We start from the raw sequence: 26168 nt of genomic DNA, 5'->3' as shown, positions 1-26168 counted from the left end.
GGGTCGCGGGGCCTGCTGTGCGGGGCCGCGCGGGGGGGCCCCCGCCGCTGCCCGGGGGGGGGGGGGCGCCCGATGGGCCGGGCCCCCCGCGGCCGTGGGTCACGGCGTGAGCGTCTGCCCCAGGTGGGCGCCGGACGGCGTGCCCAGCGGAGTCCTGCTGAGGATGACGGTCCTGCCGAAGCCGGGGCCCGTGCTGCCGCTCGGGACGTACATGAGGATGCCGTTGCCGGCGTCCTCGCCCTCGACGCCCATGACCAGGTCGGCCCGTCCGTACCCGGTCAGGTCGGCGAGCGACACGGACGAGCCGGCCGTGTCACCGGACTCCGAGACGCCCGGCACCCCGGACGTGTCCTGGGAGAACGCCACCGAGCCGGCGCCGGTCAGGCCGGACGCGGTGCCCTTGAGGAGCACCGACATACCGGCGTTGGACCGGTTGCCGTCACGGCTGATGTCCTCGCCGGGCAGACCGACCAGGGCGTCCGCGTACCCGTCGGCGTTCTGGTCGGCGACCGACACCGAGCCGCCGAAGGCGTCACCGGCCTCGTTGGAGCCGGGGACGGACGCCGTGTTCTGGTGGATCACCCTCATACCGGTGGTGGTGAACCCGGCCGAGGTGCCGAACAGCATGGTCACCTGGCCGCCCGTGGCGGCACCCGACTCGGCGACGTACGGCTGGCCGATGACGATGTCGTCGTACCCGTTGCCGTCCACGTCACCGGCCGCGACCGCGCGCCCGCCCTTGACGGAGAGGACGCCCACCTTGGTCAGGCCCGTCGCCGAACCGGCGAAGCGGACCACACGGCCGATGCCGCCGGCGTCACGGTAGTTGAGGGCCACGTCCGCGTAGCCGTCCCGGTTGAAGTCGCCCGTGGCGGCGTCCAGGTACGCGATCGCCCCGGTGGCCGAGGTCAGCGTGCCGGTGCTGGTCTTCCCGCCGGTGAGCCGGGCGTTCCAGTTGCCGCCCTTGCCGGTGCCGGCCGCGAACACGTCCGCCGTGCCGTCCCCGTTGAAGTCGCCCACCGCGACCGTCGAGCCGAGCCTGGCGCCGGTGGCCGTGATCGAGCCGGAGGTCGTGTACGAGAAGCCGGAGTTCAGACCCGGGCCGTACAGCACGGTGACCGCTCCGCGGTCCGCGTGGCCGCTGGTGTCGTCCTCGCCGGGCACGCCGATCGCGAGGTCGGCGTAGCCGTCGCCGTTGACGTCGCCCCACGCGGTGGCGGTGCCGAACGCGTCGCCGGACTCGTGGGAACCGGGCACACCGGTGCTGCTCTGGCTGATCGTCCTCTTCGCCGTCGGGACGGGACCGGCGGTGCCGCCCGGGACGACGGTGACGGTGCCGCCGCCGCTCAGCGCGCGGGGCGTGCCCGCGGCCAGGTCCGCGAGTCCGTCACGGTCGGTGTCCGAGGTGGGCAGGGCGTGCGAGATGCCCGGGGTCGCGGCGAGCTGGGCGATCCGGGACAGCTTCGGGTACAGGTTCGCGCCCGGGCAGGCCGTGGCGTTGGTGTCCCGGTGCCCGAGCACCCGCGGCAGGGTGACGGTGGTGCCCTGCGGGATCTTGTTGCCGCTGAAGCCCTGCGGCACGCCGGACGTCAGCCCGACCTTGCCGGTCGGGTCGATGCCGTACATCCCGAACTTCCAGGCGACGACCCGGGCGATGGCGTCCAGGCCGGCCCGGCTCGGCGCGGCGCTCTCGAAGTTGCCGATGTACGAGATGCCGACCGTGTCGGTGTTGAACCCGGCGTCGTGCGCCCCGATGACCGGCAGGTCCATGCCGCCGCTGCGGCCCTCGAAGATCTGGCCGCAGCGGTCGACGACGAAGTTGTAGCCGATGTCGAAGTAGCCCTGGCTGAAGTGGGACTGCTGGATGGTCCGCATCCGGGCCCGGGAGTCGGCGCAGGACACCGTGTTGTCGGTGTCGACGCCGGTGTGGTGGATCACGGCGGCCTTGATCGTCTCGGCGTACGTCGGCGTGCCGTCGTAGTCCGTGGACGCGCCCCACTCGGCCTGCGTGATGATCGGCGGCTTCACGACCGTGGAGGGCCGGGGCGCCGGGGCGGTCGGCGTCGGGGACGGGGACGCGGTGGGGGTGCCGGTGTCCGTCGGCGTGTCCGTCGGGGCCGGGGCCTTTGTGGTGGCCGGGTCGGTGGTGGCCGGTGTCCCGGTGGGGTCGGCGGTGGTCGCGGGGTCCGTCGGAGTGTCCGTCGGGGTGTCCGTCGCCGGGGCCGTGGTCTCCTCGGCGGAGAACGCGGCCGGACGGGGCGCGCCCTCCGGGTCCGTACCCGGGTCGAGCAGCTTGACGTCCATGCCGGACGGCTGGCCCTTCGCCTCGGTGCCGTCCGCGTTCACGACCCTCAGCTCGATGCCGTCGGAGTCACCGGTCCACACCGACTCCGTACCGCCGCGCAGCGCGGCCCGCTCGCCCTCCGCGCCGTCCGCCTGGCTCGGCTCCAGCGTGATCCGCCGCCACGCCGACCACTTCCCGGTGTCCAGGTCGCGGGTGCGCACCTCGGGGGTGCCCTTGGCCTGTGCCTCCGGGTCGTTCCAGGTCAGCACGACCGCGCTGAAGCGTTCGGTGCTCCGCCTCTCCAGGCCCTTGCGCCCCGCGCCGCGATCCTTGAGCTTGAGCGTGTGGATCGCGGGCTTGCGGCTCTCGCGCGCGTCGTCGGCCTTCGTCGACGGATCGGCCATGGCGTAGGTCACCACGCCGGCGGCGCTCACGACCACGGCCCCCACGGTCAGCCACGCACGTCTCTTCAGACTGAGCGGCCTGTACGCATGAGTCTTACGAGGACTCAACTGTCCCACCCCTATGAGCAGTCACGGATGCCACACCTGTCACACAGGTGGCGTTTACACACAGCGCAGCCACAGCCGAAACCGTCACCCGGCGCCGCACGGGAGGAACACGGCGACGGGGCCGGTCCGTCCTGGACACGGCCCCGTCGGCGGAGGCGGGGTCAGCCCGCCCAGACCTCGGCCTCGTCGGCCGGGACGGTGGTGGCCAGGCCCAGCTCCTTGCGGGCCGGGACCGACGCGTTGGGGTCGATGCCGTCGAACGCCGGGTCGTAGGCGACGTAGAACGCGTCGGCGTCGGCGGCGTTCGCCGCCTTCTTCCAGTCGGCGGCCGCCTTCGTCAGCGTCGCGCGCAGCTTGGCGACTTCGGCGCCCTTGACGTCCTTCAGCCCGTCGACGTGCGCGGCGAGGGCGGCCGCGACGGCCTTGGCCTGCTTCTTGTAACCCGCCAGGTCGTCCTCGACGGCGTCCTTCTCGGACTGGTTCGCCCACAGCGCCTCGTAGACCGCGTTCGAACCCTTCAGGAACGTGGCCTGCTCGGGCTTGAGGGACTTGGCGGTGTCCAGCGTGCCGCTGAACTTGCCGTTCTCCTTGGTGTAGGTGCAGCTGACCGCGCGGTCGCCGGTCGCCCAGCTCTCCTTGGTCGGCGTGTAGTAGAAGAGCGACACGCCCTTGGGGAGCGCCCAGGTGTCCGGGGAGTACTTCTGCGCCTCGACCGGGCACTGGTTGTCCGCGACCGAGGAGACGCCGTCGTCGCCCGGGTACTCCTTGCCCTTGTCGATCGAGAACTCGCCCACGACCTGGCCGACATGGGCCTCGTCGCACGGCACGATCTCCACGGTGAAGGCGGTCCCCTCGGCCTTGCCGTTCGGGTTGTAGCAGTCACCGATGTCCAGGGAGAACACCGAGCGCTGGCGGGCGACCTTCTTCGCGCCGTCCTTGGCGCTGTCCACGGCGTCGGAGACGCCCGAACACCCCACCGCGCCGGCGGCGATCAGAGCGACAACGGCGGAGACGCCGCGAAGGGAGCGGGAGGGGGCATGGGTAGCCATGACGTGTTCATCCTCTTACTTGATCTTTATAGGGCGGGCACACCTCGCCCCGGGCGACGGGGTCGAGGGGGCATCGGCCCTCACTCGCGGCATCTGACTCACGAGGCGCCAAGAGGGTTGTACCGGGCCGCGGACAGGACCGACACGGCCGTCACCAGTGACACTTCCGTGGTTCCGGGCGCTGTTGACCGTGAAGGGGCGTGCGCAAGGGTGGCCGTACCGCGAGGTGCGGATTCGCCACGAACCGGTACGGACGAGGACAGTTCTTGGCTCGAGGAGGGGAACCCCGCCGCGCGCTCGCGCACGACGGGGAACTGGGCGCGGCCGTCGCGCGGGCCCAGGAGGGCGACGAGGCCGCGTTCGCCGTCGCGTACCGGCTGGTGCAGCCCGGGTTGCTGGGGTATCTGCGCGGTCTGGTCGGCGGCGACGCCGAGGACGTGGCGTCCGACGCCTGGCTGGAGATCGCCCGGGACCTCGGCCGGTTCACCGGCGACGGCGCCGGCTTCCGGGGCTGGACCGCGACGATCGCCCGGCACCGGGCACTGGACCATCTGCGCCGGCAGCGCGTACGGCCCCGGTCGTCCGTGCTGGAGCAGGACGTGCTGGACCTGCCCGACCCGTCCGGCACGCACGAGCGGGCGCTGGAGTCGATCTCCACGGAACACGCCCTGCGCCTGATCCGCGGACTGCCGAGGGACCAGGCCGAGGCGGTGCTCCTGCGCGTGGTCGTCGGACTCGACGGCCCCACGGCGGCCCGCGTGCTCGGCAAGCGGCCGGGCGCGGTGCGCACGGCCGCGTACCGGGGGCTGAAGCGGCTGGCCGGCCAGCTCGGCGCGGCCGGTGTGACGGATGACGGCCCCGGGACGCTGGGGGAATCGACATGACCTGTGCGGGCGGACGCCCGGCGTGACGTGCGTCGCGGGCGGTGGGCACGGGTGAGTCGTACGGACGGACGGGACGTACGGACAGGGGAGACGTAGAGGCGCTACGGCTCCCGGGGACATGGCTGTCCCACGCGGGGCGTACCTGCCCGGCGGGCCGGGAGTCGGCGAAGCGAAGAGGACGGGAACGGAAACGGACATGGGTGAACGGCAGAGCGGCGGTGCGACGCCCGGCCGTCGGCACGCGCACCCCGACCGGATGACGGCCCGTCACCCGTCCGCCCCCCAGGCCGTGCTCGACGACGCGGCGCTGGAGGCGCTCCTGTCCGCCGCCGTGCTGCGCGGGCACCGCCCGGACGCCGTGGGGGAGCAGCGGGCCGTCGCCGCGTTCCGGGCCGCGCGGGCCGAGGGCGCCCATCGGGCGCGCACCCGGCGCCGGGACGACTGGCGGCCCCGGGAGCGACGCCGCCTGGCGATGTCGGCACGCGCCACCTTGTCGCTGCTGCTCGCCAGTCTCACGCTGGGCGGGGTCGCGGTCGCCGCGATCAATTCGGCTGGTCCCGCGGAGGCCCCCGAGGAACGCCGGACGTCCCCGTCCGAAAGCGCTTCCCGCCCGCCGGCCGCGTCCTCCGCGCGGCCGTCCGCCGCACCCCGGACCACCCGCCCCGGCCACCCGGGCACCGCCCGGGACCTCGAGGCCAAGTGCCGTGCTTACGCCAAGGTCGAGGGCCGGGGCAAGGCGCTGGAGTCGACGGCGTGGCAGCGGCTCGTCGCGGCGGCGGGCGGCGAGGACGAGGTCGCCGCCTACTGCGCCGGCCGGCTCGCGACGGCACCGGCCCGGCCCGGCAGCGATTCCGGGAACGGTACGGCCGGGAACGGCACGCCCGGGACACCGGTCACCGGCAAGGGGCAGGACGGCACGGGCCAGGGCGGCACGGGGTCCGGACGGGGCACGCCGGGGCGGGGTGCCGGCAACGACGGGAGCGGGAACTCCGGGAACCCCGGTGACTCCGGCAAGAACAAGGACTGACCCTCGCTCCGAAGGCGCGCCGCCGGCCAAGGCAACGGCCGGGGCCGCCACCCCCCACAGGAGAGGCCCCGGCCGTCGCGCGGCACGGGCCGCGCGGCGGCCCGTACTCTCTACAGCGCCATGAGTGCGTTTTCTGTCACACCCGGACGGCGGGACAGCCGAATCACGGGGTGGTTGCATGTTGTACAGACATGGACGAGCAGCGGTTTCAGGCCGTAACGTGCCTTTCGCGCCGGACGCGGAGGGTGTGAGACCACCGCAACGACCTGCGGTCCTGTTGCCGCAACCATCAATTGAGGTATCCAGTGCTGGGGGACGACGCGGAGCTGACCACCGCGGTGCTTGCGGCACAGGACGGGGACGAGACCGCGTTCCGTACTGTGTACCGCTCCGTGCACCCGCGGCTGCTCGGATACGTGCGGACGCTGGTGGGCGACCCGGACGCCGAGGACGTCGCCTCCGAGGCGTGGCTCCAGATAGCGCGCGACCTGGACCGGTTCAGCGGTGACGCCGACCGGTTCCGCGGCTGGGCCGCGCGGATAGCGCGCAACCGGGCGCTGGACCACATCAGGATGCGCGGGCGCCGCCCCGCGATCGGCGGCGACGAGACGGAGCTGACCGGGAAGGCCGCCCAGTCCGACACGGCCGGCGAGGCCATCGAGGCCCTGGCCACCGACGGCACCCTCTCCCTCATCGCCCGGCTGCCCCAGGACCAGGCCGAGGCCGTCGTGCTGCGCGTGGTCGTCGGGCTCGACGCCAAGACGGCCGCGCAGACGCTGGGCAAGCGCCCGGGTGCCGTACGGACCGCGGCGCACCGGGGGCTGAAGCGCCTCGCCGAACTGCTCGGCGACGATCCGGAATCGGCCGGGGTGCTCGACGCCCTGCCGCCGCAGCGAGAACCGCGCCGCCGCGCGGTGACGTCCGCGAGTGTGACGCATCTGCGTACGCGGACGCAGAAGGATGTGTGATGGCCGACGAGCTGAACAGGTGGCTGGACCGCGAAACGGCGGAACGCTTGCTGCGGGGAGAGCCACTCGAAGCTGTCGACCCGGCCGACCGCGATCAGGCCGAACGGCTCGCCAAGACCCTTGAGGCACTGACCGCCGAACCGGCCCCGACCTGCGAGGAACTCCCCGGAGAGGCCGCCGCGTTGGCGGCGTTCCGGGCGGCCCGCGCGGGCCGGGACACGACGGCCGCGACCCCCGGCATCTTTGGTGGCCAAGCCGCCGGCGACGTCGGCCTGGTGTGTCTCGGCGGCCCCGGCGACCGGCACCGCCGCCCCCGCTGGGGACGGCCCGTCCGGCTCGCCCTCGCCGCCGCGCTGGCCGTCGGCATGGTCGGCGGTGTCGCCGTCGCGGCCGGAACCGGAGTCCTGCCGACGCCGTTCGACGACGAGCCCGCCCGCCCCGCCGCCACGGTCCCCGCGCCGCCCGCGACGGAACAGCCGCTCGTCTCGCCCTCCCCGGGACAGGACACGCCGGAGGGCACCGGACCCGGCGGGTCCGTGGCGTCCGCGGACCCCGGCGCGACCGAGGACCCGAAGCACAGCGGCCCCGAGGACGACAAGGCCGGCGGTGACGGCCGGCACGGCTCCGGCGGCTGGTGGCGCGCAGTCGTCTCCTCCTGCCGTGACATCCGGGACGGCAAGGCGCTGTCCGGTGAGCGCAGACGCGCCCTGACCGGCGCGGCGGGCGGCCGGGACCGGGTGCGGACCTACTGCGAGAAGGTCCTCCGGGCCGTGGGCGCCAGGATCGGCGACGACGCCGGGGACGACCGCGACCGGGACAAGGGCCGGGGCCACGGCGGGGACGACGGCCGGCACGACGACGGCGACTGGGGCGACCGGGGCGACACGCGACACGACGACGAGGACGACGCCCCCAACGGCCTGACCCGCGGCGACGACGGCTCCGGCGACGGCCCGCACCCCGAGGGCGACGGGCCCGCCGGACGTGGGGCGCCGCGTTCCGCCACCACTGCGAGCCCCACCGCGTCCGCCTCTGCCGCAAGCCGCTGACCTGCGCTTTTCCCGTCCAGCGGAAAAATCTTCGCACCCGGAGTGACGTTTTCGGGCGTCCCGGCGCTGATCAGAGTGAGCCGACTGGTCATCGGCCCTCGCACAGAGCCGGGGTTCCCCCCGTACCTACGGCTCGTGCATCGGCGCGGGCGGGACACGTTCCCCCGGTCCCGCCCGCGCCCCACACTCCTCGCCCCGGATCGCGCGCCTCACCGGTGGACGACGACCTTGTCGCCCGTCCGCACCCGCGCGAACATCTCCCGGATCGCCGGCTCGTCCGCCACGTTCACACAGCCGTGCGAGGCGCCCGCGTACCCCCGGGCCGCGAAGTCCGCCGAATAGTGCACCGCCTGCCCGCCGCTGAAGAACATCGCGTACGGCATGGGGGAGTCGTAGAGCGTCGACACATGGTGCCGTGACTTCCAGTAGACGCTGAACACGCCCTCCCGGGTCGGGGTGTACTCCGAGCCGAACCGCACCGGCACCGTCAGCTCCGTACGGCCGTCCACCATCCAGCGCAGCGTCCGGCTCTTCTTGCTGACGCACAGCACCCGCCCGGTCAGGCAGCGCGGATCCGGCGGATCGGCCGGCTGCCCGCCCATCAGATACAGGTCCCAGGTGCCGGGTTCCCGCGTCATCCTCAGCAGCCGCTCCCAGGTGACCCGGTCCGTCCGGCCCGTCCTCGGCAGTCCCCGCTTGCCCTGGAAGCCCCGGACGGCCCGCTCGGTGAGGTCGTCGTAGACGCCGGTCGGCCCGTCGAACAGCCAGGCGACCTGACGCAGCCGCGCCTGGAGCTCCCGTACGTCGCGGCCCTCGTCGCCGGGCCCCCACAGGACGGCGGGCGCCGCCGGGGCGCTCGGCCTGCCGTCGTCGGGCGGCGCGGACCTCGGCGACGGCGTGCCGCTCGGGAGCTCGATGCGCACCGGCGAGTGCCGTTCCCCGTCCGGTCCCTCGACCGTGCAGCCGGCGAGCACCGCGAGCGCCGCGCCGCACGCCAGCACGGCCGTCGGCGCGCGCAGACCGGCTCGCGCGCCACGCCCGCCCCGTGCCCTCCGCGGTGTCCGCCCCATGCCCCTGGTACGCATCCAGGCCCCTGTCGTCTCATCGCGGCCACCCCCGGCCGTCCGGATGTCACTCGACATGTTCCCCGCGCGTGACCGGTGGCGAACCAGACGGCATGGTGGAACACAGGAGTCACGGCGACCGGACCGGCGCCCGACACCCCCAGCGACGCGAGAGGCACCCACCATGGCGCGTGAGTCGGAGTCAGGACTGCCCGTCGAACCCGTCTACGGGCCGGACGCGCTGCGCGGCTGGGACCCGGCCGAACGCCTGGGCGAACCGGGCGCCCACCCCTTCACCCGCGGCGTCTACCCCACGATGTACACCGGCCGGCCCTGGACGATGCGCCAGTACGCCGGCTTCGGCACGGCCGCGGAGTCCAACGCCCGCTACCGGCAGCTCATCGCGCACGGCACCACCGGTCTGTCGGTCGCCTTCGACCTGCCCACCCAGATGGGCCACGACTCCGACGCGCCCCTCGCGCACGGCGAGGTCGGCAAGGTCGGCGTGGCCGTCGACTCGATCGACGACATGCGGGTGCTGTTCGACGGCATCCCGCTGGACCAGGTGTCGACGTCCATGACCATCAACGCGCCGGCGGCCCTCCTGCTGCTCCTGTACCAGCTCGTCGCCGAGGAGCAGGGCGTCGGCGCGGACCGGCTCACCGGCACCGTCCAGAACGACGTGCTGAAGGAGTACATCGCACGCGGCACGTACATCTTCCCGCCGAAGCCCTCGCTGCGGCTGACCGCGGACATCTTCCGGTACTGCCGGGCCGAGATCCCGCGCTGGAACACGATCTCCATCTCCGGGTACCACATGGCCGAGGCGGGGGCGAGCCCCGTGCAGGAGATCGCCTTCACCCTCGCCGACGGCATCGAGTACGTCCGTACGGCGGTCGCCGCGGGCATGGACGTGGACGACTTCGCGCCCCGGCTGTCGTTCTTCTTCGTGGCCCGGACGACCCTCCTGGAGGAGGTCGCCAAGTTCCGCGCCGCCCGCCGGATCTGGGCCCGGGTCATGCGGGACGAGTTCGGCGCGCGGAACCCGAAGTCCCAGATGCTGCGGTTCCACACGCAGACGGCCGGCGTGCAGCTGACGGCCCAGCAGCCGGAGGTGAACCTGGTCCGGGTGGCCGTGCAGGGCCTCGCGGCGGTGCTCGGCGGCACCCAGTCGCTGCACACCAACTCCTACGACGAGGCGATCGCCCTGCCGACGGACCGGTCGGCCCGGCTGGCCCTGCGCACCCAGCAGGTGCTCGCGTACGAGACGGACGTGACCGCGACCGTCGACCCGTTCGCCGGGTCCTACGCCGTGGAGCGGATGACGGACGACGTGGAGGAGGCGGCGCGGGACCTGATGCGCCGCGTCGAGGACCTCGGCGGTGCCGTCGCGGCCATCGAGCAGGGCTTCCAGAAGGGCGAGATCGAGCGGAACGCCTACCGGATCGCCCAGGAGACCGACTCCGGCGAGCGGGTCGTGGTCGGCGTGAACCGCTTCCGGCTCGACGAGGAGGAGCCGTACGAGCCGCTGCGGGTCGATCCCGCCATCGAGGCGCGTCAGGTGGAACGGCTCGCCCTGCTGCGCGCCGAACGGGACGGGCGGGCGGTGGAGTCGGCGCTGGCCGCGCTGCGGAAGGCGGCGGCCGGCGACGACAACGTGCTGTACCCGATGAAGGAGGCGCTGCGGGCCCGCGCCACGGTCGGCGAGGTCTGCGGCACCCTGCGCGAGGTGTGGGGCCGGTACGAGCCGTCCGACACCTTCTGAGCGCGGCCGGCGGACGGCGCCGTCCCACCCTGCGAAACACCGGGTGCGGGCGCCCGGACGCGTGTGACACTCCTGTCCATGTTCGGCGTCATCGATCTCCCCACCTATCTGGCAGGTCTGGTCCTCATCATCCTGCTGCCCGGCCCCAACTCGCTCTACGTCCTGTCGGTGGCCGCCCGGCGCGGCGTCCGCGCCGGGTACACGGCCGCGGCCGGCGTCTGGTGCGGGGACGCCGTGCTGATGACCCTGTCGGCCGCCGGGGTCGCCTCGCTGCTCCAGGCGAACGACGTGCTGTTCGGGATCGTGAAGTACGCCGGCGCCGGCTATCTGACCTGGCTGGCCATCGGCATGCTGCGGGCCGCCTGGGCGATGTGGCGGACCCGGCGGGAGACGGTCGCCGCGGCCACGGGCGAGGCGCCGGCCGCCGAGGAGCGGCCCTTCCGCCGCGCCCTGGTCGTCAGCCTGGTCAACCCGAAGGCGATCCTGTTCTTCGTGGCCTTCTTCGTTCAGTTCGTCGACCCGGCCTATGCCCACCCGGCCGTGTCCTTCGTGGTGCTCGGCACCCTCGCGCAGCTGGCCAGCGTCCTCTACCTCAGCGCCCTGATCTTCAGCGGCACCCGGCTGGCCGCCGCCTTCCGCCGCCGCCGGCGCCTGTCGGCCGGGGCGACCTCGGCGGCGGGCGCGCTGTTCCTGGGCTTCGCCGTGAAGCTGTCGCTGGCCAGCGCATAGGAATCAGACGAGCCGGAGTTCCTTCGCGTACTCCCCCAGCCCCTCGGCGGTGGTCCCGGCCCAGCCGACGTAGCCGTCGGGGCGGACCAGGAAGACGCCCGTGCCGTACGTCGCGTGCGCGCCGATGCGGACCGTGGGCAGGGGGAGCGGGGGCAGCGCGGTGTCCGTGCCGACGGTCAGCAGGGTCCAGTGCGGCCCCCGGAACGCGTCGAAGAGCCGGACGCCGCCGGCCCGCGCGTCCGGGGCGCGGTCGCCCGCGCGGACCGGGCCGGGCTCGGGGCGGGTCTCGCGGGTGAGGGACGACTCCCGGTAGCCGAGGCCGAGCTGACGTGTCGCCTGCCCGCGCCGGATCTCGCCGCGGTGCACGCCGGTGGAGACGCCCAGCATGTGCGCGGCGACGGGCCGCCGCTCCTCCTCGTAGGTGGCGAGCAGGGCCTCGTCGGCGCCGTCGCGCAGCACCGCGCCGAGCTTCCAGCCCAGGTTGTAGGCGTCCTGCACGCTCGTGTTGAGTCCCTGGCCGCCGGCCGGCGAGTGGACGTGCGCCGCGTCCCCGGCGAGGAACACCCGGCCGTCCCGGAACCGGTCGGCGAGCGCCATGCGCGGCCGGAAGTCGGAGGCCCAGAGCACCTCGGTGACGTTCTCGGGCAGCAGGTGCGAGCGCGCGGCGACGACCTTGCGCACACCCTCCGGGGAGGTGTCCACGGTGGCGTCCTCGGGGAACCGGGCGACGACCTGGAACTCGTCCGTGCCGGCGAGCGGGCAGATCGCCAGGAAGGCGTCGTCTCCCCGGGGCGGGAAGATGTGCCAGTTGTCGCGGTCCAGGCCGGTGATCCGGGCGTCCGCCACCAGGCACGGCTGGGGGTCGACGTCCTCGCCGGTCATGCCGATGCCCAGGGACCGCCGGATCACCGAGCGGCCGCCGTCGGCGGCCACGGCGTAGCGGGCGCGCAGCGTGCGGCCGTCCGCGAGCCGGGCGGTGACGCCGTCCTCGTCCTGGGTGAGCCCGGTCAGTTCGCTGCCGAAGGCGACGTCGCCGCCCAGCTCGGTCAGCCTCTCGTGCAGGATCCGCTGGGTGCGCCACTGCGCCACCATCCACGGCTCCTCGTAGGGGGAGGCCTCGGTCGGCACGGCGGGCTCGGACATGTGGTGCTCGCCGGCCCGTTTGCCGTCCTGCCAGATCATGCCGACCGGGTAGGTGCCGCCCGCCGCGCGGATCGCGGGGAGCACGCCGAGGTCGTCGAAGACCTCGAGGGTGCGGGGCTGCAGGCCCTTGCCGCGCGAGCCGGGGAAGAGCTCCCCGGCGCGCTCCAGCACGAGCGCGTCCACGCCGCGCCGGGCCAGGTCGATCCCGAGGGTGAGGCCGGTCGGCCCCGCGCCCACGATCAGGACGTCCGTCGTACGGGCATGCTCGGTCATCGCGTCACTCCTTAACGCTGTTAAGTGCCGTCTGCCGCCGAGCGTGCCCTTAACGGCGTTAAACTGTCAAGCGTGAGCACCGAACGCCGCGCGCCCCTCGACCGCACCCGGGTCGCCGACACCGCCCTGAAACTGCTGAACGAGGTCGGCCTGGACGGGCTGACCCTGCGCGCCATCGCCCGCGAGCTCGATGTGAAGGCGCCCGCCCTGTACTGGCACTTCAAGGACAAGCAGGCGCTGCTGGACGAGATGGCGACCGAGATGTACCGGCGGATGGTCGCCGGGACCCCGCTGGACCCCGGCGACACCTGGCGCGAACGGCTGCTGAGGACGAACCGCGGGCTGCGCGCGGCACTGCGCGGCTACCGCGACGGCGCGAAGGTGTTCAGCGGCTCACGGTTCACCGGCATGGTGCACGCCGAGCAGATGGAGGACGGTCTGCGGCTGTTCACGGCCGCCGGCTTCACCCTCGCCCAGGCGGTCCGCGCGACCTCGACGACGTACGCCTACACGCTCGGCTTCGTCACCGAGGAACAGGGCGTCGAACCGCTGCCCGGCGAGCGGCGCGAGGGCTACGACATCGAGGAACGCGCCCGGATGATGGCCGACTACCCGCTGTCGGCGAGGGCGGGCGCCGAGATCTTCGCCGACTACGACCAGCACTTCGAGGAGGGGCTGGAACTGGTGATCGCGGGCATCGAGGCCCGCTACGGGATCGGTTGAGCGCCGCTCATGGCCTGCGGGAGGTCCGCACGGACAAGGTGCGGCGCAGCAGCGGGGTCGCCCACTCCTCGACGAACCGGTTGAGCAGCCGGGCCAGCAGCAGCATCGCGGCCACCGTGAGCAGGGCCGTGGCCCAGGAGGGCAGACCGAGCCCCTGGTGCAGCGCCTCGATGACGACCCAGCCGAGGTGCTCGTGGACGAGGTAGAACGGGTACGTCAGCGCGCCGGCCACGGTCAGCCAGCGCCGGTCGGCCCGGGCGAGCCAGCCCAGCGCGATCGCGGCGACGGCCAGGAAACCGCAGGTGACGACCAGGACGATGCCGAGGGAGCTGCGGTAGGAGAACGCGTCGACGTCCGGCGCATGCCACAGCCGGGCCACCGCGTAGTGCTGGCCGATCAGCCAGCTGACGCCCACGATGCCCCACGCGTAGGCGTCCCGGCGGTCGCGGTGCACCAGGTACAGGCCGACACCGCCGACGAAGAAGGGCGCGTACTCGGGCATCAGCACGAGGTCGAGGAGCGGTTCCCGGGCGCCCTGCGCGAGGGCCGCCGCGAGTGTCCAGGCCGCGCAGAACAGGATGATCCGACGCCGGGTCGCGCCGGGCAGCACGACGCACAGCGCGAACAGCGCGTAGAAGCGGATCTCCGCCCACAGCGTCCAGCACACCCCCAGCACCCGGTCGGCGCCCAGCGGCTGCTGGAGCATCGTCAGGTTCAGCAGCGCGTCGGACGGCGACACCGCCCGGTACGCCACGACCGGCAGCGCGAACACGGCCGTCACCAGGACGACCGCGGCCCAGTACGCGGGCAGCAGGCGGGCCGCGCGGGACGCGAAGAACGACGTCAGGGTGCGGCCCCAGCCGCTCATGCAGATCACGAACCCGCTGATCACGAAGAACACCTGCACGCCCAGGCAGCCGTACGCGAACCAGCCGTGCAGCGTCGGGAACTGCAGGCTCGGCGAGGTGCCCCAGGCGTCGGCGACCTCGCCGTCGCGTCCGCCGTAGTGGTACGCGGCCACCATCAGCGCGGCGACCAGACGCAGCCCGTCCAGGGCGCGCAGCCGGGTCGGACGGGGTGGAGCCGGGGTGGTGGGGCGGGCCGGGGTGACCGCGGGGGCGGGCGCGTCGATCACGAGGCGCCCCCGCGGGCCGACCGGCGTATGTCCCGGGCCCGGCGGGCCACGCGGCGGACCGTGGCGTTGCGCGGGATGAACGCCAGCTGCGCGGGCAGCCCGCCCGGCAGCCCCAGCGAGGTCAGCCGCCGGCGCTTGAAGTAACGCAGGGTGCCGCTGTCCTGATGGAGCGCCAGATACCGCTCGGCCTCCGCGCGCAGGCCCGGCAGGATCTTCGGCTGCATCGCGAAACCGACCGCGCGCACCAGCGCGGACAGCGCCTCCACGTCCCGGCCCGCGCGCCGCCCGGCGACCGCCGCCCCGTCCTCCAGCGCGGGGAGCAGCGCGTCCACGATCGTGACGGGCACCCGGTTGCTGTTCTCGTACGGCGTCAGCCGCTCCAGCAGCAGCTCCGTGCCGGCCCGGGCGACCGGCAGGCCGTACAGGGCGGACGCCGTGAGCAGCGCGGTGGAGAAGCAGCCGGCCACCAGCGCGGGGCGCGTCCGCTGGAACAGCACCTCGGCGAGGACCGGCGTGTCGCAGACGACGAGCTCGGCGCCGAGCCGCCCGGCCTCCTCCTCCAGACTGCGGGTGAACCGCGCGGGCGCCGAGGGGTGCGGCTTGAACACCACCCGCTCGTGCCCGAGCGCCACCACGCCCCGCAGCATCCGCACGTGCAGGGCGTCCTCCTCCTCGGGGGTGAGGACGCCGAGCGCGGACAGGTACTGGCCGAGCAGCAGCGCCGGCTCCTCGATGTCGGGGATGCCGTCCTCCCCGTCCGCGAGGTCGGCCAGCACCTTCATGAGGGCCTGCGTCGGCACGATCTCCGCCGGGGCGCCGAACTCGGTGAGCAGCAGCGGGGAGAGGCCCGGCACCAGGTCGACGTGCAACACCCGGTCCACCCGGGTGCCGACCAGCGGGTCGATCTTGTTGCGGGTCGGGCCGTAGCTCATCAGGCCGTCGGCGTACACGGTGACCGGGGCGCCCGTGAAGATCTGGGCGAGCGCCAGCGACGGGTTGACCTGGATCGACTCCACCGCCAGTGCCACGTCGTCGTCGCCCAGGCGCCACTCGTGCCGCACGAACCGCTCCCACAGCGGCAGGTCGTCCGGCCGGGGCGCCCAGCCGCCGGGGTGGAACGGGAAGATCGTCTCGTTGTACGAGAGCACGTCGTCGAAGCGGTCGCGCAGCCGCCCGAAGCCCGGAAGGGTCTCCAGGCCCGGCGTGGTCTCCGGGGTCGCCGCGTTGTTGCAGACCAGGAGGATCCGCCGGTCCGCGGGGCCGAAGCAGCCCGCGTCCAGGGCGGCGGCCAGGGTGGCGGCGCCGTACAGCGTGGACGCCTGGAAGATCTGGGTCGTCACGCGGCGGCCCCCGCGACGGCGGGACGGCGGCGCAGCCGCCGCAGCCGGGTGGCCCGCTGCACGTCCATCGAGTCCAGCGCCTCCTCCAGCACGTCCTGCGGCATCCGCCGCAGCGCCCCGGCACTCATGGCTTTCAGTTTTCTCGCCACCGCCGGCTCGAACCTCTCGATGGAACCCAGGTGATGGGAAATGATGGCGCAATACGTGCGCACGGCTTTCGGCAGCAGGGCGTCCGCCGCGGGGTCCTCGGCGGTTTCCGCGACGACCTGGTCGAATGCGCGGATGAAATCCAATTGCCGTACGTCCCCGATCTGTGTCAATGAAGAGGCGACCCCGCGCCGGTAGAAGACACCGAGCAGCCCGACCGCCGCGAAGGAGTCCGCCTCCCGGTGCAGCCGCCAGATCCACGGCCGGTCCTCGGCGGTGCGCAGCCCGTCGGTGAAGTGCAGCAGCCCCCGCTCGACCAGCCGGCGGTGGTAGATCCCCGCCCAGGCGTACGCGTAGTCGACGGACGTGGAGCGGTCGGCGGGCAGGATCGCGTCCCGCGGGCGCATCACGACCCCGCGGCGGCCGTGCGGCACCCGGTGCACGGCACGGGCCCGCGCGGTGCACTGGACGTGGTCCGTGCGCACGAAGTCGCAGCCCAGCTCCTCGATCGCGGCGACGAGCCGGTCGTAGTAGCCGGGCGCGAGCCAGTCGTCGCCGTCCAGGAACGTGAGGTACTCGCCGCGCGCCCGGTCGATCCCGGTGTTGCGCGCGGTCGCCAGCCCTCCGTTCCGCTCGTGCCGTACGAGGACGGCGCCCGGCAGCTCGCGCTCGGCCCGCGCGAGGATCTCCGGGGTCCCGTCGCGCGAGCAGTCGTCGACGAGGATGAACTCGAAGTCGTCGCGCGCGTTCGCGCGAAGGCTCCGAAGGGTGTCGGGGGCGTATTGCCGCACATTGAAGAACGGCACGATGACGGAGAGCTTGACCACGGAAAAGACGGTAGGGCGCGGCCCGGCATTCGTCTTGACACTCTCCTTGAATTCAGGTGAACGACGTGTGGCGAAGCCGTGAACCGGGCCTTTTTCCAAGCCTGTCGCGACCCGATTCGCCGTTCGTCGGTGTGCTGTTAACCGTTTGTTGTGTTCGGGTTGGGCGGAAGCTTCGAATGCATTCCTAGCGTCTTCGGCGTGCCAGCAAGTGCGACGAAGACCCGGCGAACGGCCGTGCTCGCGGATTCCGACACCCGGTGGAAATGGGGAGCGCTCACCGCGCACCGCATCGCCCCCGAGGACGCGGACCTCCGCCTCGACGGCTACCTCCTGCGCGGCCGGGCCACGCCCACGGCCCGTCAGCTCCAGGAGACCGGCGCCCCCGCCGACTCCCTGCGCGAGGTGACCGCGGCCGAGTTCCTGCGCGTCATGGCGCGGGAGCCGTACGACGTGGTCGTCCTCGCCCTGGTGGGCGGCGGGGTGCAGGCGATGCTGCACGGCCTGCGCGCGGTGTGGAAGGACCGTCCCGGACGCCCCGTCGTCGTCACCGGCTATGTCGGCGTCGTCTACGAGAAGCTCGCCGACGGCCTGTTGCTGCGGCACGGCGCGGACCTCGTCCTCGCCAACTCGCGGCAGGACGCCGAACGCTTCCGCGCGGTGTACGAGGGAGTCGGCGCCGACGCCTCGGCGGTGACCGAGGTGGCGCTGCCCTTCCTCGGCGGCGAGCCGCACACCGGTGAACGCGAGCCGTACACCGTGGTGTTCGCGGCCCAGCCCTCCGTGCCGGACAACCGCCGGGACCGCGCCTATCTGCTGGACCGCCTCATCCGGCACGCCCGCGAGCACCCCGAGCGCGAGGTGCTGCTCAAGCTGCGCTCCCGGCCCGGCGAACACACCACCCACATCGAGGAACTGCCGTACCAGAAACTGGCCCGGGGCCGGGACCTGCCGCCCAATCTCCGGCTGGTGTACGGGCACATGGGGGAGGTGCTGGACCGCACCGACCTGCTCGTCACGGTCAGCTCCACCGCCGCCCTGGAGGCCCTGCACCGCCGTGTCCCGACGGCCGTCCTCACCGACCTCGGGGTGCGCGAGGCCCTCGGCAACCACCACTTCATCGGCTCCGGCTGCCTCGCCTCCTGGGACCAGCTCGATGCCGGGCACCGGCCGGAGCCGGACGAGGAGTGGGTGGCCCGGCAGGGCGTGGCCGCCGGCGGAACCTACGCCACGGCGTTCGACCACGCCCGCGACCGCGTCGCCCACCTGCTGGACCGGCCGGGCGGCCTGCCGCCGCTCACGCCCTGGTACACCCCCGGGACCGCGCCCGGCTATCTGCCCGGTGTCCTCGCGCGCCACCACCTCGGCCCCGACGGCGTGCCGTTGCCCGGAGCGTCGGCCGCGGACAAGGCGCCCGGCCCCGTCCGGCAGGTCGTGCGCCGGGCCGCACGCGGCGCCTACCGGCACGGCGTCCAGCGCGTCGCCCCGGTGATCCGGCGGATGGGCGAGCTGTGACCTCCCGCCGACGCCCCCACCCACAAGGAGAACCCATGTCCGACCCCGCAGCGGGCCACGGCGCTTCGACCCGCCGGGTGCTCGCGGTGATCCCCGCACGCGGCGGATCCAAGGGCGTGCCCGCGAAGAACCTCGCCCCGGTGGGCGGAGTCCCGCTGGTCGCCCGCGCGGTGCGCGCGTGCCGGGCGAGCCGGCTGGTGACCGACGTCGTCGTCTCCACCGACGACCGGGCCATCGCCGCCGCCGCCCGCGAGGCCGGCGCCGAGGTCGTGCTGCGGCCCGCCGCGATCGCCGGGGACACCGCCACCTCCGAGGCGGCGGTCCTGCACGCCCTCGACACCCATGAGGCGCTGCACGGAGCCCCCGTCGACGTGGTCCTGCTCGTGCAGTGCACCAGCCCGTTCCTCGTCCGCGACGACATCGAGAAGGTCGTCGCCGCGGTCGCCGAGAACGGCGCCGACACCGCCGTCACCGTGGCGCCCTTCCACGGCTTCGTCTGGCGTGAGACCGACGAGCCCGGTGCGCCCGCGGGGGCCGGTCACGGCGTCAACCACGACAAGGCCGTGCGTCCACGCCGCCAGGACCGCCCCCAGGACTTCCTGGAGACCGGCGCCGCCTACGCCATGGACGCGGCCGGTTTCCGCACCCACCGGCACCGCTTCTTCGGCCGCACCGACCTCGTACGCACCGACGCCGCCCGCGTGCTGGAGATCGACGACCCGCACGACCTGGCCCGCGCCCGCGCGCTGGCCCCCCTCCTCGACGCGGACCTCCCCGGTCAGCTGCCGGCCGCCGCCGACATCGACGCGGTGGTCCTGGACTTCGACGGCACCCAGACCGACGACCGGGTGCTGATCGACGCCGACGGAAAGGAGTTCGTCTCCGTCCACCGCGGCGACGGACTCGGCATCGCCGCCCTGCGCAAGAGCGGCCTGAAGATGCTGATCCTCTCCACGGAGCAGAACCCGGTCGTCGCCGCCCGCGCCCGCAAGCTGCGGATCCCCGTGCTGCACGGCGTCGACCGCAAGGACCTCGCACTCAAGCAGTGGTGCGAGGAACAGGGCATCGCGCCCGAGCGCGTGCTCTACGTCGGAAACGACGTCAACGACCTCCCGTGCTTCGCCCTCGTGGGCTGGCCCGTGGCGGTCGCGAGCGCCCACGACGTCGTCCGCGGCGCCGCACGCGCGGTCACCACCGTCCCCGGTGGCGACGGCGCCATCCGGGAGATCGCCGGCTGGCTCCTCGGCCCCTCCCTCGACTCCCTCCCCAAGTAAGCCCAAGTGAGGAAACCCCTGATGAGCACCCACTCCCGTCTGCGCACGTTCGGTTCGCGCGAGGTCGGCCCCGGCCGCCCCGTCTACATCTGCGGCGAGATCGGCATCAACCACAACGGCGAGCTGGACAACGCCTTCAAGCTCATCGACGTGGCCGCCGAAGCCGGCTGCGACGCCGTGAAGTTCCAGAAGCGCACCCCCGAGATCTGCACCCCGCGCGACCAGTGGGACATCGAACGCGACACCCCCTGGGGCCGGATGACCTACATCGACTACCGCCACCGCGTGGAGTTCGGCGAGGACGAGTACCGCCAGATCGACGCGTACTGCAAGGAGAAGGGGATCGACTGGTTCGCCTCCCCGTGGGACACCGAGGCCGTCGCCTTCCTGGAGAAGTTCGACCTGCCCGCCCACAAGGTCGCCTCCGCCTCGCTGACCGACGACGAGCTGCTGCGCGAGCTGCGCGCGACGGGCCGTACGGTCATCCTCTCCACCGGCATGTCCACCCCGCGCCAGATCCGGCACGCCGTCGAGGTCCTCGGCTCCGACAACATCCTGATGTGCCACGCCACCTCGACCTACCCGGCCAAGGCCGAGGAGCTGAACCTCCGCGTGATCAACACGCTGGAGAAGGAGTACCCGAACGTCCCGATCGGCTACTCCGGCCACGAGACGGGCCTGCAGACCACGCTGGCCGCCGTCGCCCTCGGCGCCGCCTTCGTCGAGCGCCACATCACCCTGGACCGCGCGATGTGGGGCTCCGACCAGGCCGCCTCCGTCGAGCCGCAGGGCCTGACCCGCCTCGTCCGGGACATCCGCACCATCGAGGCGTCCCTCGGCGACGGCGTCAAGAAGGTCTACGACTCCGAGCTCGGCCCGATGAAGAAGCTCCGCCGGGTCTCCGGCGTGGTCGCCGAGGCGGAGATCGCCGCCGCGGCCGGCGAGCCGGTCACGGTCTGAGCCCGGACACCACGAGGCAGGGGACGGTCGTACGCCGATGAGCCGCCGCGCCGGGAACGCCGGCCACTCCACGCTCGCGTTCGTCGAGAGCCCGGTGCAGCTCCTCAACGTGCTGGAGTGGGCCCATGCCCGCGCGCCCGGCGCGGGGCTCACCCTCGTCGTGCTGTCCCCGACCGACCCCATGACGCGCGGCCAGCTCCGCCGGATGGCCGAGCTGGCCCGCGAGGAGGGGCACACGGTCCGCTGGGAGGAGGCCCGCGGCGGTGCCACGGCCCCCTTCCGCACCATCGGCGGCCTCGCGGCGCTGCTGCGCGGCGCCGAGCGGATCGTCCTGGGCGACCCCTTCTCCCGGTATGTGCAGCTCCTGCTGACGATCACCGGTGCCGGGGACCTCGTCGTCGTGGACGACGGCACCGCGACCATGGAGTTCGTGGCGCAGCTCGCCCGCGGGGAACGGCTCGTGCGCTGGCACCGCAAGGGCGGCCGCCCCGGCCCCCGCGACCTGCTGTTCGCACCGGTGTCGGCGACCGCCCGCAGGCGCCTGACCCCGGGCCGCCGGCGGACCGTCGAGGTCTTCTCCTCCATGCCGGTGGAGGAGACACCGCCCGGGGTGACGGTGACGGCGAACGCCTTCGCCTGGACCCGTGACCGGTTCGGTCCGCCCCGCCTCACCAAGGGCGCCGACCTGGTCGGCACGTCCCTGGTCGAGACCGGGGTCGTGGACGGCGACCGGTACCTGGACGCCGTCCGGGCCCTGGCCGCGGCGCACGGCGCCACGCGTTACTTCGCCCACCGCCGCGAGAGCGCGGAGAAACTGCACCGGCTGGCGGTCGGCACGGGCCTGGAGGTCGTCCGGCCCGACCTTCCCCTGGAGCTGATCGCCCGCCGCGGCCCCATCGGCCGTACGGTCCTGAGCTTCCCGTCGACCGTCGTGCACACCCTGCCCCTCGCCCTGGCCGGCACCGGCGTCCGGGTCGCCGTGTGCGACATAGACCCGGCGTGGCTGACGGCGCACGCGTCACCGCGCGCCCAGGGCTTCCTGTCGGACGTCACGGGCACCGCCCGCGACGTCCACCGGCTCCCGGCGGTCAGCCCGGTGTGAGCCGGTTCAGCACTGGCCGTCGGCCCTCCGGCGCGGGAAGCGGTAGGTGGAGGCGGCTGCGACGGTGTCGTACGAGGTCCGCGTGACCTCGGGAGATCGGCCGGCACCCGGCGACTCCGGGGGAGCCCCGCCGGCCAGGCCGGGCCCCCCCGAGCCCTGCGGCGGTCCGGGACTTGGCCCCGGGCACCCGGTCCGACAGGTGAACACGGCCGACGGTTCTGTCGTCGGCGTGGTATCCGTGGAGTATGGGGAAATCCTCGTCGCCGTCACGCTCCGTCGACTTCCCAGGTCGGCTGGGTGAGAAGTGCGTGAGTTTACCCACCTGAATCACTCCCTACGCGTCGGACGGCCAGATTTTCTTCCCCGAACGGGTTGAACTTTTGTTGATCGAGGGTCAGTCGGCCGTCTCGGCGTCCTACCCTTCAGAGGGTGAACCAAGAGATGTCCGCAGAGTCCGAGGCCGACCAAACCGGAGAATCAGCCCTGCCCGGCACCGTGCCGGAAGCGCTGCGCGCCGAGCTCATCGAGTTCCGGCGCGACCTCCACAAGCACCCTGAGCTCGGCAATCAAGAGTTCCGCACGACCGCCGCGATCAAGGCCCGCCTGGAGAAGGCCGGCCTGAAGCCCCGCGTCCTCGCGAGCGGCACCGGCCTCGTCTGCGACATCGGCGAGTGGGACGGCGGACGCCCCATGCTCGCGCTGCGCGGCGACATCGACGCGCTCCCCATCCCGGACACGAAGAGTGAGTGCTCCTACCGCTCCACCGTGCCCGATCGCGCCCACGCCTGCGGTCACGACGTGCACACCACCGTGGTCCTGGGCGCCGGCCTCGTCCTCGCCGAACTGGAGCGGCGCGGACAGCTGCCCCGGCCGGTGCGCCTGCTCTTCCAGCCCGCCGAGGAGGTCCTCCCCGGCGGCGCCGTCGAGGCCATCGCGAACGGGGTGCTCGAAGGCGTCGGCCGGTTCCTGGCCCTGCACTGCGACCCCAAGGTGGACGCGGGCCGGATCGGACTGCGCGAGGGTGCCATCACCTCCGCCTGCGACCGCCTGGAGATCGCCCTGGACGGGCCCGGCGGCCACACCGCCCGCCCGCATCTGACGACCGACCTCGTCACCGCCGTCGCCCGCGTCGTCACGGACGTGCCCGCGATCGTCGCCCGGCGCGCCGACGCCCGCAGCGGACTGTCGGTGACCTGGGGCCGCGTCGAGTCCGGTCACGCGCCCAACGTCATCCCGCAGCACGCCGAGGTGGCCGGAACCGTGCGCTGCCTGGACCTCGACACCTGGCGGCAGGCGCCCGACCTGGTCGTCGCCGCGATCGACGAGGTCGCCAACCTGCACCGCGCCAAGTCGGAGATCAACTACGTGCGGGGCGTCCCGCCCGTCGTCAACGACGCCGACTCCACCGAGCTGCTGCGGGAGGCGATGACCGCCCGGCGCGGCGCCGACTCCGTCGAGTCCACCGAGCAGAGCCTCGGCGGCGAGGACTTCTCCTGGTACCTGGAGCACGTCCCCGGCGCCATGGCCCGCCTCGGCGTCCGCCACCCGGGCGACCGGATCGGGCGTGACCTGCACCAGGGCGACTTCGACGTGGACGAGTCGGCCATCGCGGTCGGCGTGGAGCTGTTCACGGCGGCGGCCCTGCTCGACGCCGGCCGCTGACCGCGGGGCCCCTCGGACCGGCCCCGCACACCCCGCCACCCGTCTCGCCCACTCCGCTTGCGACCGCTCGAGGGCGGGGGGAGTCTGGGCGATGGCGGGCGGTCCGGAGTGCTGTCGCGCGGAAGGCACCGTGGGTGCGGTCGCCCCATGTGTGCCTTTCGATCCGGTGGTTCACAAGGACGTAACCGGCCATCGGCACGAATGGATAACGGCACGGCGAAACCCCGTTCCCAGGAGTGTCTACGCGCGTTAATGTGCGCCGAACCCAGCACCCACTGCGGGGCTTGGAGAATGGGGACTTCACGATGCGTCGGACATCCAAACTGACCAGTGTCGCGGTGGGGGTCGCGTCGATCGCGCTCGCTGCCACGGCGTGCGGTGGCACCAGCAGCGACAGCGGGAGCGGCGGCGACGGCAGCAGCGACTCCAAGGGTCTCGCCATCGCCTACGACATCGGCGGCAAGGGCGACCAGTCCTTCAACGACGCCGCCTACGCCGGCCTGCAGAAGGCGGCGAAGGAGTTCGGTTACAAGACCGCCGACATCGAGCCCACCGAGGGCGAGACGGACGCCGACAAGGAGCAGCGGCTGTCGTCGCTGGCCAAGCAGGGCTACAACCCGGTGATCGGCGTCGGCTTCGCCTACGGTCCCGCGATGGAGGCCGTGGCCAAGAAGTACCCGAAGACCACCTTCGGCATCGTCGACTCCGTGGTCGAGGGCAAGAACGTCGCCTCCCTCGTCTTCGCCGAGCAGGAGGCCTCCTACCTGGCCGGCGTCGCCGCGGCCAAGGCCACCAAGACGAACACGGTCGGCTTCGTCGGCGGTGTCGACGTCCCGCTGATCCACAAGTTCGAGGCCGGTTACAAGCAGGGCGTCCAGGACACCAACCCCAAGGTCAAGGTCCTGTCGCAGTACCTGACGCAGACCGCCGAGGAGGGTGGCTTCTCCAGCCCCGACAAGGGCAAGGCCGCCGCCGAGGGCCAGATCGAGAAGGGCTCGGACGTCGAGTACGCCGCCGCCGGCCTCTCCGGCCAGGGCGTGATCGAGGCCGCGTCCAAGGCCAAGGTCTGGGCGATCGGCGTCGACTCCGACCAGTACAAGCAGGCGGCTCTCGCCAACTACAAGAACTCGATCCTGACCTCGGCCCTGAAGGACGTCGGCGGCGCCGTGTTCACGCTGGCCAAGTCCGTCCACGACGGCAAGCCGCTGACCGGCACGCAGACCTTCGACCTCAAGGTCGACGGCGTGGGCCTCTCCGACTCCAACCCGGAGTTCGCGAAGATCCCCGGCCTGACCGAGGCCGTGGACAAGGCCAAGGAAGGCATCATCGACGGCTCCATCAAGGTCAAGACGGAGTAGCGGCGGCCGTACGGCGTGCGTCGTACGACGGTTCGGCGGGCGGGCATCCGACGGGTGCCCGCCCGCTCGCCGTTCCCGGCCCGGCACCCGCCCCCGGGTGACGCGCCGGTCACCCACGGCCACTCTCCGGCCGCCGCGCACAGCCCTGGGCCCGCCCCGCGCGTGCGGTTGGGCACGGGCCTATAACAAGGTGGACAGAAGGGGTTTCCTGGCAGGTCTACGCGCGTTACTCTGCGGCGAAAGCCAGCGCCGTTGCTGCAAGCTGTCCCACGGCTGTACCCCCCCGGCGCTAGTACGACAGGAGTCTCACGACATGCGCCGGATTTCCCGGATCACGGTCGCAGGCGCAGCGACCGCCTCTCTGGCCCTCGCTCTCTCCGCCTGCGGCGGCACCTCCACCGACGCCTCCTCGGAGGGTTCGAAGGGCGGGGACAAGGGTCTCGCCATCGCCTACGACGTCGGCGGCAAGGGCGACCAGTCCTTCAACGACGCCGCGTTCGCGGGCCTGGAGCAGGCGGAGAAGGAGTTCGGCTACAAGACCGCCGACCTCGAGCCCACCGACGGTGAGACGGACGCCGACAAGGAGCAGCGCCTCGCGTCGCTGGCCAAGCAGGGCTACAACCCGGTGATCGGTGTCGGCTACGCCTACGCCGCCGCCGTCAAGGGCGCCGCCGAGAAGTTCCCGAACACCACCTTCGGCATCGTCGACGACTCCACCGTCGAGGCGAAGAACGTCGCCGACCTCGTCTTCTCCGAGGAGGAGGCGTCGTACCTGGCCGGTGTCGCCGCCGCCAAGGCCACCAAGACGAACACGGTCGGCTTCGTGGGTGGCGTGGACATCCCGCTGATCCACAAGTTCCAGGCCGGCTTCGAGCAGGGCGTCAAGGACACCAACCCCAAGGCGAAGGTCCTCACCCAGTACCTCACGCAGACCGCGGAGGAGGGTGGCTTCTCCAGCCCCGACAAGGGCAAGTCGGCCGCCGAGGGCCAGATCGAGAAGAAGGCGGACGTCGTCTACGCCGCCGCCGGTCTGTCCGGTCAGGGTGTCATCGAGGCCGCCGCCGCCAACAAGGTGTGGGCCATCGGCGTCGACTCCGACCAGTACAACCAGGAAGCGCTCGCCAAGTACAAGGACTCGATCCTGACCTCGGCGATGAAGGACGTCGCCAAGGCGGTGTACAACCTGGCGAAGTCGGTCGAGGACGGCAAGCCCGAGACCGGTATCGTTCGAGGCGATCTGAAGTCGGGTGAGGTGAGCCTGTCGAACTCCAACCCGAAGTTCGCGGACGACGCCGAGCTTCAGGAAGCCCTCAAGACGGCCAAGGAGAAGATCGTCAGCGGCGAGATCAAGGTCAAGACCAGCTGAGTGAAGTCAGACCCT

Annotated in this window: 21 protein-coding genes; 14 read left to right on the top strand and 7 right to left on the bottom strand. The window is 72.9% G+C overall.

All coding sequences use genetic code 11. The features are described 5' to 3' along the window. Positions 1 to 99: 99 nt before the first annotated feature. Complete coding sequence (locus tag ACFV46_RS02495) at positions 100 to 2688, bottom strand: N-acetylmuramoyl-L-alanine amidase (RefSeq protein ID WP_385496971.1); 2589 nt, start codon at positions 2686 to 2688, stop codon at positions 100 to 102. A 269-nt stretch (positions 2689 to 2957) separates the two neighbouring features. Then, a complete protein-coding gene (locus ACFV46_RS02490) occupies positions 2958 to 3845 on the bottom strand; it encodes a septum formation family protein (protein WP_376729894.1) in 888 nt (295 codons plus the stop codon). Between the two features lie 266 nt (positions 3846 to 4111). Between ACFV46_RS02490 and ACFV46_RS02485 the strand changes: the two genes are divergently transcribed. The 4 genes from ACFV46_RS02485 (at position 4112) to ACFV46_RS02470 (ending at position 7773) form a co-directional block, all read left to right on the top strand. Then, positions 4112 to 4729, top strand: coding sequence for an RNA polymerase sigma factor (locus tag ACFV46_RS02485; RefSeq protein WP_361926693.1), 618 nt, complete (start codon positions 4112 to 4114; stop codon positions 4727 to 4729). Between the two features lie 196 nt (positions 4730 to 4925). Beyond that, positions 4926 to 5756: a hypothetical protein gene (locus ACFV46_RS02480; RefSeq protein WP_385496782.1), complete on the top strand. Its 831-nt coding sequence runs from the start codon at positions 4926 to 4928 to the stop codon at positions 5754 to 5756. A gap of 305 nt (positions 5757 to 6061) precedes the next feature. After that, positions 6062 to 6724: an RNA polymerase sigma factor gene (locus ACFV46_RS02475; RefSeq protein ID WP_361926687.1), complete on the top strand. Its 663-nt coding sequence runs from the start codon at positions 6062 to 6064 to the stop codon at positions 6722 to 6724. Next, positions 6724 to 7773, top strand: coding sequence for a hypothetical protein (locus tag ACFV46_RS02470; RefSeq protein WP_385496780.1), 1050 nt, complete (start codon positions 6724 to 6726; stop codon positions 7771 to 7773). Before ACFV46_RS02475 ends, ACFV46_RS02470 begins: the two co-directional genes overlap by 1 nt. Positions 7774 to 7982: 209 nt before the next feature. Here the strand turns inward: ACFV46_RS02470 and ACFV46_RS02465 are convergent, their stop codons facing one another. Continuing rightward, the gene (locus ACFV46_RS02465) at positions 7983 to 8858 is read right to left on the bottom strand and encodes a L,D-transpeptidase family protein (RefSeq protein WP_361926681.1); all 876 of its coding nucleotides are present in this window, start codon (positions 8856 to 8858) and stop codon (positions 7983 to 7985) included. Positions 8859 to 9021: 163 nt separating this feature from the next. On the opposite strand from ACFV46_RS02465, the gene ACFV46_RS02460 reads away from it, so the two are divergent. Together ACFV46_RS02460 and leuE are read left to right on the top strand one after the other, a co-directional pair. Beyond that, a complete protein-coding gene (locus ACFV46_RS02460; protein ID WP_385496779.1) occupies positions 9022 to 10602 on the top strand; it encodes a methylmalonyl-CoA mutase in 1581 nt (526 codons plus the stop codon). A 78-nt stretch (positions 10603 to 10680) separates the two neighbouring features. Then, positions 10681 to 11331: a leucine efflux protein LeuE gene (gene leuE / locus ACFV46_RS02455; protein WP_361926678.1), complete on the top strand. Its 651-nt coding sequence runs from the start codon at positions 10681 to 10683 to the stop codon at positions 11329 to 11331. Between the two features lie 3 nt (positions 11332 to 11334). On the opposite strand, the gene ACFV46_RS02450 is transcribed toward leuE, so the two are convergent. After that, positions 11335 to 12747: an FAD-dependent oxidoreductase gene (locus ACFV46_RS02450; RefSeq protein ID WP_361926675.1), complete on the bottom strand. Its 1413-nt coding sequence runs from the start codon at positions 12745 to 12747 to the stop codon at positions 11335 to 11337. Positions 12748 to 12819: 72 nt separating this feature from the next. Between ACFV46_RS02450 and ACFV46_RS02445 the strand changes: the two genes are divergently transcribed. Further along, on the top strand, positions 12820 to 13470 hold the full coding sequence (locus ACFV46_RS02445) for a TetR/AcrR family transcriptional regulator (protein ID WP_361926672.1): 651 nt from the start codon (positions 12820 to 12822) through the stop codon (positions 13468 to 13470). A gap of 7 nt (positions 13471 to 13477) precedes the next feature. Here ACFV46_RS02445 and ACFV46_RS02440 read toward each other — a convergent pair whose 3' ends face one another. Genes ACFV46_RS02440 through ACFV46_RS02430 form a run of 3 tightly spaced genes read right to left on the bottom strand, consistent with a single transcriptional unit; the run spans position 13478 to position 16919 of the window. Then, positions 13478 to 14605 carry an acyltransferase family protein gene (locus ACFV46_RS02440; RefSeq protein ID WP_385496777.1) on the bottom strand — a complete coding sequence of 376 codons (1128 nt, stop codon included), beginning with the start codon at positions 14603 to 14605 and terminating at the stop codon, positions 13478 to 13480. Next, a complete protein-coding gene (locus ACFV46_RS02435; protein ID WP_385496776.1) occupies positions 14602 to 15945 on the bottom strand; it encodes a polysialyltransferase family glycosyltransferase in 1344 nt (447 codons plus the stop codon). The genes ACFV46_RS02440 and ACFV46_RS02435 overlap by 4 nt, the downstream gene beginning before the upstream one ends. Beyond that, positions 15942 to 16919 carry a glycosyltransferase family 2 protein gene (locus ACFV46_RS02430; RefSeq protein WP_376729887.1) on the bottom strand — a complete coding sequence of 326 codons (978 nt, stop codon included), beginning with the start codon at positions 16917 to 16919 and terminating at the stop codon, positions 15942 to 15944. The genes ACFV46_RS02435 and ACFV46_RS02430 overlap by 4 nt, the downstream gene beginning before the upstream one ends. Before the next feature lie 198 nt (positions 16920 to 17117). Between ACFV46_RS02430 and ACFV46_RS02425 the strand changes: the two genes are divergently transcribed. The 7 genes from ACFV46_RS02425 to ACFV46_RS02395 all read left to right on the top strand — a co-directional run bounded on the left by ACFV46_RS02425 (position 17118) and on the right by ACFV46_RS02395 (position 26153). Beyond that, positions 17118 to 18431, top strand: a complete 1314-nt coding sequence (locus ACFV46_RS02425) for a DUF6716 putative glycosyltransferase (protein ID WP_385496775.1) — start codon at positions 17118 to 17120, stop codon at positions 18429 to 18431. A gap of 35 nt (positions 18432 to 18466) precedes the next feature. Continuing rightward, the gene (locus ACFV46_RS02420) at positions 18467 to 19705 is read left to right on the top strand and encodes a cytidylyltransferase domain-containing protein (RefSeq protein WP_385496774.1); all 1239 of its coding nucleotides are present in this window, start codon (positions 18467 to 18469) and stop codon (positions 19703 to 19705) included. Positions 19706 to 19726: 21 nt separating this feature from the next. Next, entirely contained in the window at positions 19727 to 20665 is a 939-nt protein-coding gene (locus ACFV46_RS02415; RefSeq protein ID WP_361926656.1) for an N-acetylneuraminate synthase family protein, read from the top strand. A 37-nt stretch (positions 20666 to 20702) separates the two neighbouring features. Then, the gene (locus ACFV46_RS02410) at positions 20703 to 21767 is read left to right on the top strand and encodes a hypothetical protein (protein WP_361926653.1); all 1065 of its coding nucleotides are present in this window, start codon (positions 20703 to 20705) and stop codon (positions 21765 to 21767) included. Between the two features lie 441 nt (positions 21768 to 22208). Continuing rightward, positions 22209 to 23429 carry a M20 family metallopeptidase gene (locus ACFV46_RS02405; RefSeq protein WP_361926650.1) on the top strand — a complete coding sequence of 407 codons (1221 nt, stop codon included), beginning with the start codon at positions 22209 to 22211 and terminating at the stop codon, positions 23427 to 23429. A gap of 305 nt (positions 23430 to 23734) precedes the next feature. Next, a complete protein-coding gene (locus ACFV46_RS02400) occupies positions 23735 to 24787 on the top strand; it encodes a BMP family ABC transporter substrate-binding protein (protein WP_361926648.1) in 1053 nt (350 codons plus the stop codon). A gap of 313 nt (positions 24788 to 25100) precedes the next feature. Further along, positions 25101 to 26153, top strand: a complete 1053-nt coding sequence (locus tag ACFV46_RS02395) for a BMP family protein (RefSeq protein ID WP_385496772.1) — start codon at positions 25101 to 25103, stop codon at positions 26151 to 26153. Positions 26154 to 26168 lie beyond the last annotated feature (15 nt).

The organism is Streptomyces sp. NPDC059852, assembly GCF_042731455.1.
Lineage (GTDB): Bacteria > Actinomycetota > Actinomycetes > Streptomycetales > Streptomycetaceae > Streptomyces.
The sequence above is the reverse complement of the archived record's forward strand: the minus strand, read 5'-3'. Positions and strand labels throughout refer to the sequence as shown.

Excerpts from the sequence above, each read along its gene's own strand:
- ACFV46_RS02495 (WP_385496971.1), bottom strand. The coding sequence starts at position 2,688 with ATGGCCGATCCGTCGACGAAGGCCGACGACGCGCGCGAGAGCCGCAAG.
- ACFV46_RS02490 (WP_376729894.1), bottom strand. The coding sequence starts at position 3,845 with ATGGCTACCCATGCCCCCTCCCGCTCCCTTCGCGGCGTCTCCGCCGTT.
- ACFV46_RS02480 (WP_385496782.1), top strand. The coding sequence starts at position 4,926 with ATGGGTGAACGGCAGAGCGGCGGTGCGACGCCCGGCCGTCGGCACGCG.
- ACFV46_RS02470 (WP_385496780.1), top strand. The coding sequence starts at position 6,724 with ATGGCCGACGAGCTGAACAGGTGGCTGGACCGCGAAACGGCGGAACGC.
- ACFV46_RS02465 (WP_361926681.1), bottom strand. The coding sequence starts at position 8,858 with ATGCGTACCAGGGGCATGGGGCGGACACCGCGGAGGGCACGGGGCGGG.
- ACFV46_RS02460 (WP_385496779.1), top strand. The coding sequence starts at position 9,022 with ATGGCGCGTGAGTCGGAGTCAGGACTGCCCGTCGAACCCGTCTACGGG.
- leuE (WP_361926678.1), top strand. The coding sequence starts at position 10,681 with ATGTTCGGCGTCATCGATCTCCCCACCTATCTGGCAGGTCTGGTCCTC.
- ACFV46_RS02450 (WP_361926675.1), bottom strand. The coding sequence starts at position 12,747 with ATGACCGAGCATGCCCGTACGACGGACGTCCTGATCGTGGGCGCGGGG.
- ACFV46_RS02420 (WP_385496774.1), top strand. The coding sequence starts at position 18,467 with ATGTCCGACCCCGCAGCGGGCCACGGCGCTTCGACCCGCCGGGTGCTC.
- ACFV46_RS02415 (WP_361926656.1), top strand. The coding sequence starts at position 19,727 with ATGAGCACCCACTCCCGTCTGCGCACGTTCGGTTCGCGCGAGGTCGGC.
- ACFV46_RS02410 (WP_361926653.1), top strand. The coding sequence starts at position 20,703 with ATGAGCCGCCGCGCCGGGAACGCCGGCCACTCCACGCTCGCGTTCGTC.
- ACFV46_RS02405 (WP_361926650.1), top strand. The coding sequence starts at position 22,209 with ATGTCCGCAGAGTCCGAGGCCGACCAAACCGGAGAATCAGCCCTGCCC.
- ACFV46_RS02400 (WP_361926648.1), top strand. The coding sequence starts at position 23,735 with ATGCGTCGGACATCCAAACTGACCAGTGTCGCGGTGGGGGTCGCGTCG.
- ACFV46_RS02395 (WP_385496772.1), top strand. The coding sequence starts at position 25,101 with ATGCGCCGGATTTCCCGGATCACGGTCGCAGGCGCAGCGACCGCCTCT.